The organism is Nostoc sp., from assembly GCF_036917635.1.
In the GTDB taxonomy this organism is placed as follows: Bacteria; Cyanobacteriota; Cyanobacteriia; order Cyanobacteriales; family Nostocaceae; genus Nostoc.
This window is the reverse complement of sequence record NZ_JBALCW010000074.1, coordinates 1-6661: the sequence shown is the minus strand read 5'-3', so window position 1 is coordinate 6661 and position 6661 is coordinate 1. Positions and strand designations below refer to the sequence as shown.

General features: G+C 45.0%; 4 protein-coding genes and 1 pseudogene. 3 read left to right on the top strand and 2 right to left on the bottom strand.

Going from position 1 to position 6661, the window contains the following annotated elements:
• The first annotated feature begins 392 nt into the window (after positions 1-392).
• The gene (locus V7K32_RS17575; protein WP_334995110.1) at positions 393-1265 is read left to right on the top strand and encodes an S-methyl-5'-thioadenosine phosphorylase; all 873 of its coding nucleotides are present in this window, start codon (positions 393-395) and stop codon (positions 1263-1265) included.
• A 158-nt stretch (positions 1266-1423) separates the two neighbouring features.
• Entirely contained in the window at positions 1424-2227 is an 804-nt protein-coding gene (locus tag V7K32_RS17570) for an Rpn family recombination-promoting nuclease/putative transposase (RefSeq protein ID WP_334995109.1), read from the top strand.
• Positions 2228-2456: 229 nt separating this feature from the next.
• Here V7K32_RS17570 and V7K32_RS17565 read toward each other — a convergent pair whose 3' ends face one another.
• Both V7K32_RS17565 and argZ read right to left on the bottom strand, forming a co-directional pair.
• Positions 2457-2993 carry a DUF2085 domain-containing protein gene (locus V7K32_RS17565; RefSeq protein ID WP_334995108.1) on the bottom strand — a complete coding sequence of 179 codons (537 nt, stop codon included), beginning with the start codon at positions 2991-2993 and terminating at the stop codon, positions 2457-2459.
• Positions 2994-3035: 42 nt separating this feature from the next.
• A complete protein-coding gene (gene argZ / locus V7K32_RS17560) occupies positions 3036-5147 on the bottom strand; it encodes a bifunctional arginine dihydrolase/ornithine cyclodeaminase (protein WP_334995107.1) in 2112 nt (703 codons plus the stop codon).
• A 367-nt stretch (positions 5148-5514) separates the two neighbouring features.
• Between argZ and V7K32_RS17555 the strand changes: the two are divergent.
• Positions 5515-6661: pseudogene (locus V7K32_RS17555) on the top strand (DUF2157 domain-containing protein); the annotation flags it as partial.

Sequence of the window (6661 nt, the reverse complement as noted above, 5' to 3'; positions counted from 1 at the left end):
TAGCTAATGCGACTGCCAAGGTTAATCTTTGTTTTATTCGGTTGATGGTTAAGAGGCTTGCTGCACCTTCTTAGATGTCAAATGGGTTCTATAAAATTGATATCAAGACTCATGTTGATATTATTACGAATATGCAAGCATTTTTTCTACTGCTCACCCGTAGTCAGAGGTCAAATTGAAAAACTGCGATCAGATCGCTAACGCTAGATTTTTCACCACAATTCCCAAAGTCTTATAATTCTGCACTTCAATTAGCGTAAACTGACAATTAATGGGTAATAATTCAATAGTGTTAGCGGCACGAAATGTAATCGTTTTGTTTGTTGGCTTCTCTGCTACTCCGCTTTTCGGTAAAATAACTTAGCAGATCAGCAAAGAACAGGTTCAGAATCATGACTCAAGCGAGTATTGGGATTATTGGTGGCAGTGGTCTGTATAAAATGGATGCGCTCAAAGATGTAGAAGAGGTGCATGTTCAAACGCCCTTTGGTTCACCATCTGATGCTTTAATTTTGGGGACTTTGGATGGTACACGGGTAGCTTTTTTAGCGCGTCATGGCCGCAATCACACACTTTTACCCTCAGAGTTACCGTTTCGCGCTAATATCTATGCAATGAAGCAATTGGGTGTGGAGTATTTAATTTCAGCTAGTGCTGTGGGTTCCTTGAAGGAAGAGGCGAAACCACTGGATATGGTGGTGCCAGATCAGTTTATTGACAGAACAAAAAATCGGATTTCAACGTTTTTCGGTGAGGGAATTGTTGCTCACATTGCCTTTGGCGATCCGATTTGTAAGAATTTAGCTGGTGTTTTGGCAGATGCGATCGCATCTCTCAATTTACCAGAAGTTACTCTCCATCGTGGCGGTACTTATGTGTGCATGGAAGGCCCGGCTTTTTCTACCAAGGCGGAATCAAATCTTTACCGTAGTTGGGGTGCAACAATCATTGGGATGACGAATTTACCAGAGGCGAAGTTGGCGAGGGAAGCGGAAATTGCATACTCAACTTTAGCGCTGGTGACAGATTATGATTGTTGGCATCCAGATCATGATAGTGTGACGGTGGAATTGGTGATTGGCAATTTGCTGCGGAATGCTGTGAATGCTCAAAAGGTGATTCAAGAAACTGTGCGACGGTTGAGTGAAAATCCACCGCCGAGTGAGGCGCATTCGGCGTTGCAGTATGCGATTTTGACTCAGTTGGATAAAGCACCAGCTGCGACGAAGGAAAAATTAGGGTTATTGTTGCAGAAGTATTTGTAGTGTTGGTGATGAATGAGCGATCGCTACGACAGGCTATTGAGCGATCGCACCATCATCATAAAATCATACAGGCGATCGCTTTATCCCAAGTTCGGGCGATTGCTCATTACTAAAATCTCTTTGTGACAGACAAGACCTCGCTGATATAATACCTGTCTATGTTTGATAACGTCTGTCGCTTTTTAGCAGAGTCATTTTCAGCCGATTTCGCCACCTGGTTACTTGGCGAATCTATTGCACTCACCCAACTCAGTCCATCAGAATTATCCCTCGAACCGATTCGAGCAGATGCGTTAATTCTGTTACAGTCAGATGAAATTGTTCTGCATATCGAATTTCAAACCGAAGCAAAAGCCGAAATTCCTTTTCGGATGACTGATTATCGCTTAAGGGTGTATCGCAGATTTCCCCAAAAGCGGATGCATCAAGTTGTCATTTACCTGCAACCCACCACATCCGAATTAGTCCAGCAGACAACTTTTGTTTTAGAAAATACCCGTCATGAATTTGGAGTCATTCGTCTTTGGGAACAACCAAGCGAGATATTTTTAAATACTCCTGGTTTGTTACCATTCGCAACCCTCAGTCAAACTGAGGATAAAACGCGAACATTACAACAGGTTACTGAAGCTATTGAGCAAATAAACGATACCCGGACACAAAGTAATATTGCTGCGTCAACGGCAATATTAGCTGGGTTAGTATTAAACAAAGAACTGATTAAAAGGTTATTACGGAGTGATGCTATGCGCGAGTCTGTAATTTATCAGGATATCCAGCAGGAAAAAGCTTTATCGATTGTTATCCGACTACTTCGCCGTAAAGTCGGAACTGTTCCACCTGCACAGCTATTGAAAATTCAAGCTTTAGACTCAACACATTTGGATGATTTAGCAGAGGCTTTGCTTGATTTTTCGAGTTTAACCGATTTAGAAGCTTGGTTAGCGCAAAATCAAGGTTAATACAGCAGATTTAGGGAATTGTCTGAGTCAGAATAGTTTCTTAAATTAAAGCAAAAAGCGATCGCTAAGTAGGTAGGCAAGATAAAACCAAACTATGTAACGAAAAGTAAAATCTCTGTATTTGGCTCGTAGTTGCGCCCTCTTGCGCTTTAGCGCAACTACGAGCCAGTGATGATTATTTGCGCCCACTTACTTCCGACGGGTGTAGCTGTGGCACTATTATGTGAAATCATACAGGCGATCGCTCATTACTAAAATCTGTGTCCCCCCGTCTTTGCCACCCATGCAAAATCGGCATAGTAAACAATCCCCACGCCAAACCCGTAATCAATCCAAAAGGCGTAACCAGATAGTTATTAAAACTCCACAAACTAAAAATCTGTGCTGCTAATTCCAAAGGATAAGCCATCATCAGCACACTAGCTAAAGCTACACCACTCCAGCCATACTGATTCAACCAGTAAAAACCTTTACCACCAGTTACCCCATACAACAGACGAGTAATCAGCAAACCCGTTACAGTGCCGTAGCAGCGCATACACACAGCCATAATAAACGGTGGTGCTAAATCTAACCCCATATTTGGTTGCGGACAGACATGATTACCCATGAAATAAATGATGTCCGCAATCGCAGGAAGCAAAGACACTCCAGACGCAGCCAAAAAGGGAGAGATAGGCGGGCCAAAAACCATCCCTACCAACAACAAATCAGCAATCCAACTTACCCAATTAACCTGCAATTCACCGAAAGCTACTCTTGTCATCTCCCTTTCTCTGCGCCCTCTGCGCCTCTGCGGTTCGTTCTCTTAACCTACCTTATTAACATAAGGACTTGTCAACTTATCCAACTGCTGAATCAACAAACTCAAGAATAATCCCACATCCGTCACCACACCCACCGATTCTACAGAACCGCGATCGCTTAACTTAGTTACCACAGCTGGATTAATATCCACACACACCATTTTCACCCCAGCCGGAGTCATATTTCCCACACCAATGGAGTGCAGCATAGATGACAGCATCAAAATCATCTCCGCACCTTCTAAGTGTTTAGCATATTCCTCCTGTGCTTGAATCAAATCCATTAGGGTATCAGGCAAAGGCCCGTCATCCCGAATCGATCCCGCAAGCACAAAAGGCACATTATTGTGGACACACTCATACATCACGCCACTTTTAATTGCTCCCGCCTCCACAGCTTTGGGAATGCTGCCATAACGGCGGATACTATTAATTACCTTCAGGTGATGGCGATGTCCACCATGCACGGCGACACCCCGCTTCATGTCTACACCCAAGGAAGTACCCATGATATTTTGCTCGATGTCGTGAACTGCGATCGCATTACCACCCAGCAAAGCTTGCACGTAACCTTCCCGAACCAGTTGGGCCAAGTGTTCACCGCCACCAGTGTGAATTACCACTGGGCCCGCGGTGACAACTACCTTACCACCAGCATCGCGGATTTTCCGCAATTCCCAAGCCACTTGCTCAACAACCAATTCCACGCGCCGTTCGCTGGAAACCCCCGCCGACATAAAGCTGAATTCTTGGGTGCTGCGTAGTTCCCGCGATTCAGTTTTGCGGATGGTGCGGATACCTAGAACGTCTACAATTACCTGTTCGCCAACTTTTAAATCTCGGAGTATTTTACACCGAGCGACGAAGCTATTGGCAGTTTGAGTAATTGCGATCGCGCCATCCATCCGTTGATTTTCCACCTTTACCCACTGACTATTAATTCGGACTTCAGTGGGATAAATTGTACTAACGTAGAAATCATCGGGCGCAACACCATCTTGGATTACCGGTTCGAGTTTAGCGTCTCGCTCATCATGGGGTAAATCTACAGCACCCAAATCAATCAACATTGAGATGATTTCTTCCATCACCTCATGGGATGGCGCTGATACTCTCACTTCAGCTGCTGAGGTACTTTGGCGCTGTTCTCCCAAGTTAAAATTCAGGACTTTGAAACTTCCCCCAGCGTCTATAATCAAATCCAAAGCGCGGTTAATTAAGCCTGCATCTAGCAAGTGTCCTTCCATGCGAATTACACGGCTTTCTACCGAAACATTGGCATGAATTTCATCTCTAACTGGTTCTGTTACCCGCAAAGTTAAGCATTTAGCTGCACCACCAGCTTTAAGAAATTCGGTAAGCGGTGTTTCCAGCACTTGGAAACCTGCATCTGCTAGGCGGGTTTTCAAAGCATGACTTGCCTTGTTCATGATGACGATGCTATCCACATTTACCGCATTACAAGCGAAGTTGACTGCATCAGCCTCTTCAAGTGCGATTCGCTTTTCCGGTGCGACTCGCATTTCAATTAAGCGGTTTGAGTAAGAATCAAAAGCGCCTGGATAGTATAGCAAATAGCCATTTGCTAGGGGACAAAAACAGGTATCTAAGTGATAAAAACGTTCGTCTATCAGTCGCAGGGATAGCACCTCAATATCCAGCCATTTAGCTAAATAAGGGTGAGAATCTAATTCCGAGCGGAAACCATATCCCGCCCATAACCAGCGTCCTTCTCGATCTAGCAGTGCGTCCCCTGCTCCTTCAAAGGGCAAATCTTTGGGGAGTTCATTGACTGTATAACCATTTGCCTCAAACCATTGTTTGAAGAAAGGCTCCTCTCCCTGACGTTCTTTGTGCAAAAAGCGACTGAGGACGACATTATCCCCTAGTACTAAGCCAGCGTTAGCGGTAAAAACTAAATCTGGCCAACCTTTTTCTGGTGGTACTAAGTCTACAATGGCGTGTTGTTTAAGGATCTGGTGTAGTCCTTGCCACTGTTCCACGGCGCGATCGCGCGATGACTTGTGAATATTCCCTTCCATCCAAGGATTAATCACATAGTCCACATCGTAGTGGTCAGGAGGACACATCAAAAAGCGAATACGGGAAGTCATAAAAATCTTACAAGCGTTTTATATGCTACAAGCTTATTTGGGACACAGATTCTCGATTTACTGACATTCGGTAAAATCTGTTACTAGTAGTCAGCCAAGTCAACAATGCTTGATTTCAGCGCTTTAGCGCTCAAATCAAGGACTAAAGTCCTTACTACGAACTTATTCACCCATCAAAGTTGCTCTGGTGGACTACTACAGGTTCTATCTTTTGATAGTTGAAGCCTTTACAAAGGCTTCGTTCTTAATTCTATTACTCGAAGATGGTAATAAGTAGAGAACGTGGCAAAAGTCATTTGTCATTTGTGATTTGTCATTCTCCCCCTGCCTCCCCTGCCTCCCCTGCCTCCCCTGCCCCCTCCCTCTTATGTCATCCCCCCTTGAGCGCCCGCTAAAATTTGAAATTAGACTGCCATCTTCCCATCCTCATTTATTGGAAGGACTAGAAATATGGCTGCGCTTAGGTTTGATATCCGATACCCAAGTTAGGCAGCTATGCCGAGAATTTCTCGTGTGTACGGTGGTGTTGCAACCCCAGCCTGAAGCTGAAACAAAGGTAGCGTTTGTAACTTCCGACCCCGTGCAGGAGTTGCCCATAGCAGCTTTACAATCTAGTAGTGGTAGACAACCGCGGCAAAAACCAGCTAAACCCAACTTTATCAGCACAATGTTGCAGTCATTAGGGGCAGAACTGAGTGTGCGTTGGCTACTTTTTCTAGGGGTATTCTTGGTAGTCGTGTCCTCTGGGGTACTGGCAGCGAGTCAGTGGGAAAGGTTTCCGGCTTCTGGACAGTATGGAGTTTTATTTGCTTATACTTTAACTTTCTGGGGATTAAGCTTTTGGGGAACTAGGCAAAGCAACCTTAGATTGACGGCTCAAACTTTGCTGATTGTCACCATGATGTTAGTCCCAGTGAACTTTTGGGCAATGGATAGCTTTCGATTGTGGCAAAATCCTTTGGATTGGATTGTAGTTGCGATCGCCTGTCCTACCCTAACTGCTATAACTGTTTTACTCTCCAAAAATCGTAGTATTTTTCCCAATTTACTTACCGATAAATTACCTCTAATAAATATTCTGGGGCTGAGTTATCTGCATTGGGGTTGGCAATTAAAAGGATTTCCCTTGATTGCCGTTTATCTGGCAATGATCGGCACAACTATCATTACAGTTTATCACAATTACCAACAGCCTAATGGGATAAGTGAGGAAGATCGGCGCGATGTCTACGACGGGTTACGCCGACGCCGACGCCGACGGTTAAGTATTAGTTTACCTGCCACCGTAATTATTTATGCTTTGATAGTGCTGTTAGTTCGGGCGATTTTTCTTGCCAAGGTAGATGTCACACAGTTAGGGTTAGCTATTGGTATTTGCGGCTGGTTGGTAACTTGGCTAGCACAGCAGGGAGGGGAGGGGGCAGGGGAGGCAGGGGAGGCAGGGGAGGCAGGGGAGGCAGGGGAGGCAGGGGAGGCAGGGGAGGCAGGGGAGGCAGGGGAGGCAGGGGAGGCAG

What these genes read in the sequence shown, in the direction of transcription:
- V7K32_RS17575 (WP_334995110.1), top strand. Translation starts at nt 393, where the DNA reads ATGACTCAAGCGAGTATTGGGATTATTGGTGGCAGTGGTCTGTATAAA.
- V7K32_RS17570 (WP_334995109.1), top strand. Translation starts at nt 1,424, where the DNA reads ATGTTTGATAACGTCTGTCGCTTTTTAGCAGAGTCATTTTCAGCCGAT.
- argZ (WP_334995107.1), bottom strand. Translation starts at nt 5,147, where the DNA reads ATGACTTCCCGTATTCGCTTTTTGATGTGTCCTCCTGACCACTACGAT.
- V7K32_RS17565 (WP_334995108.1), bottom strand. Translation starts at nt 2,993, where the DNA reads ATGACAAGAGTAGCTTTCGGTGAATTGCAGGTTAATTGGGTAAGTTGG.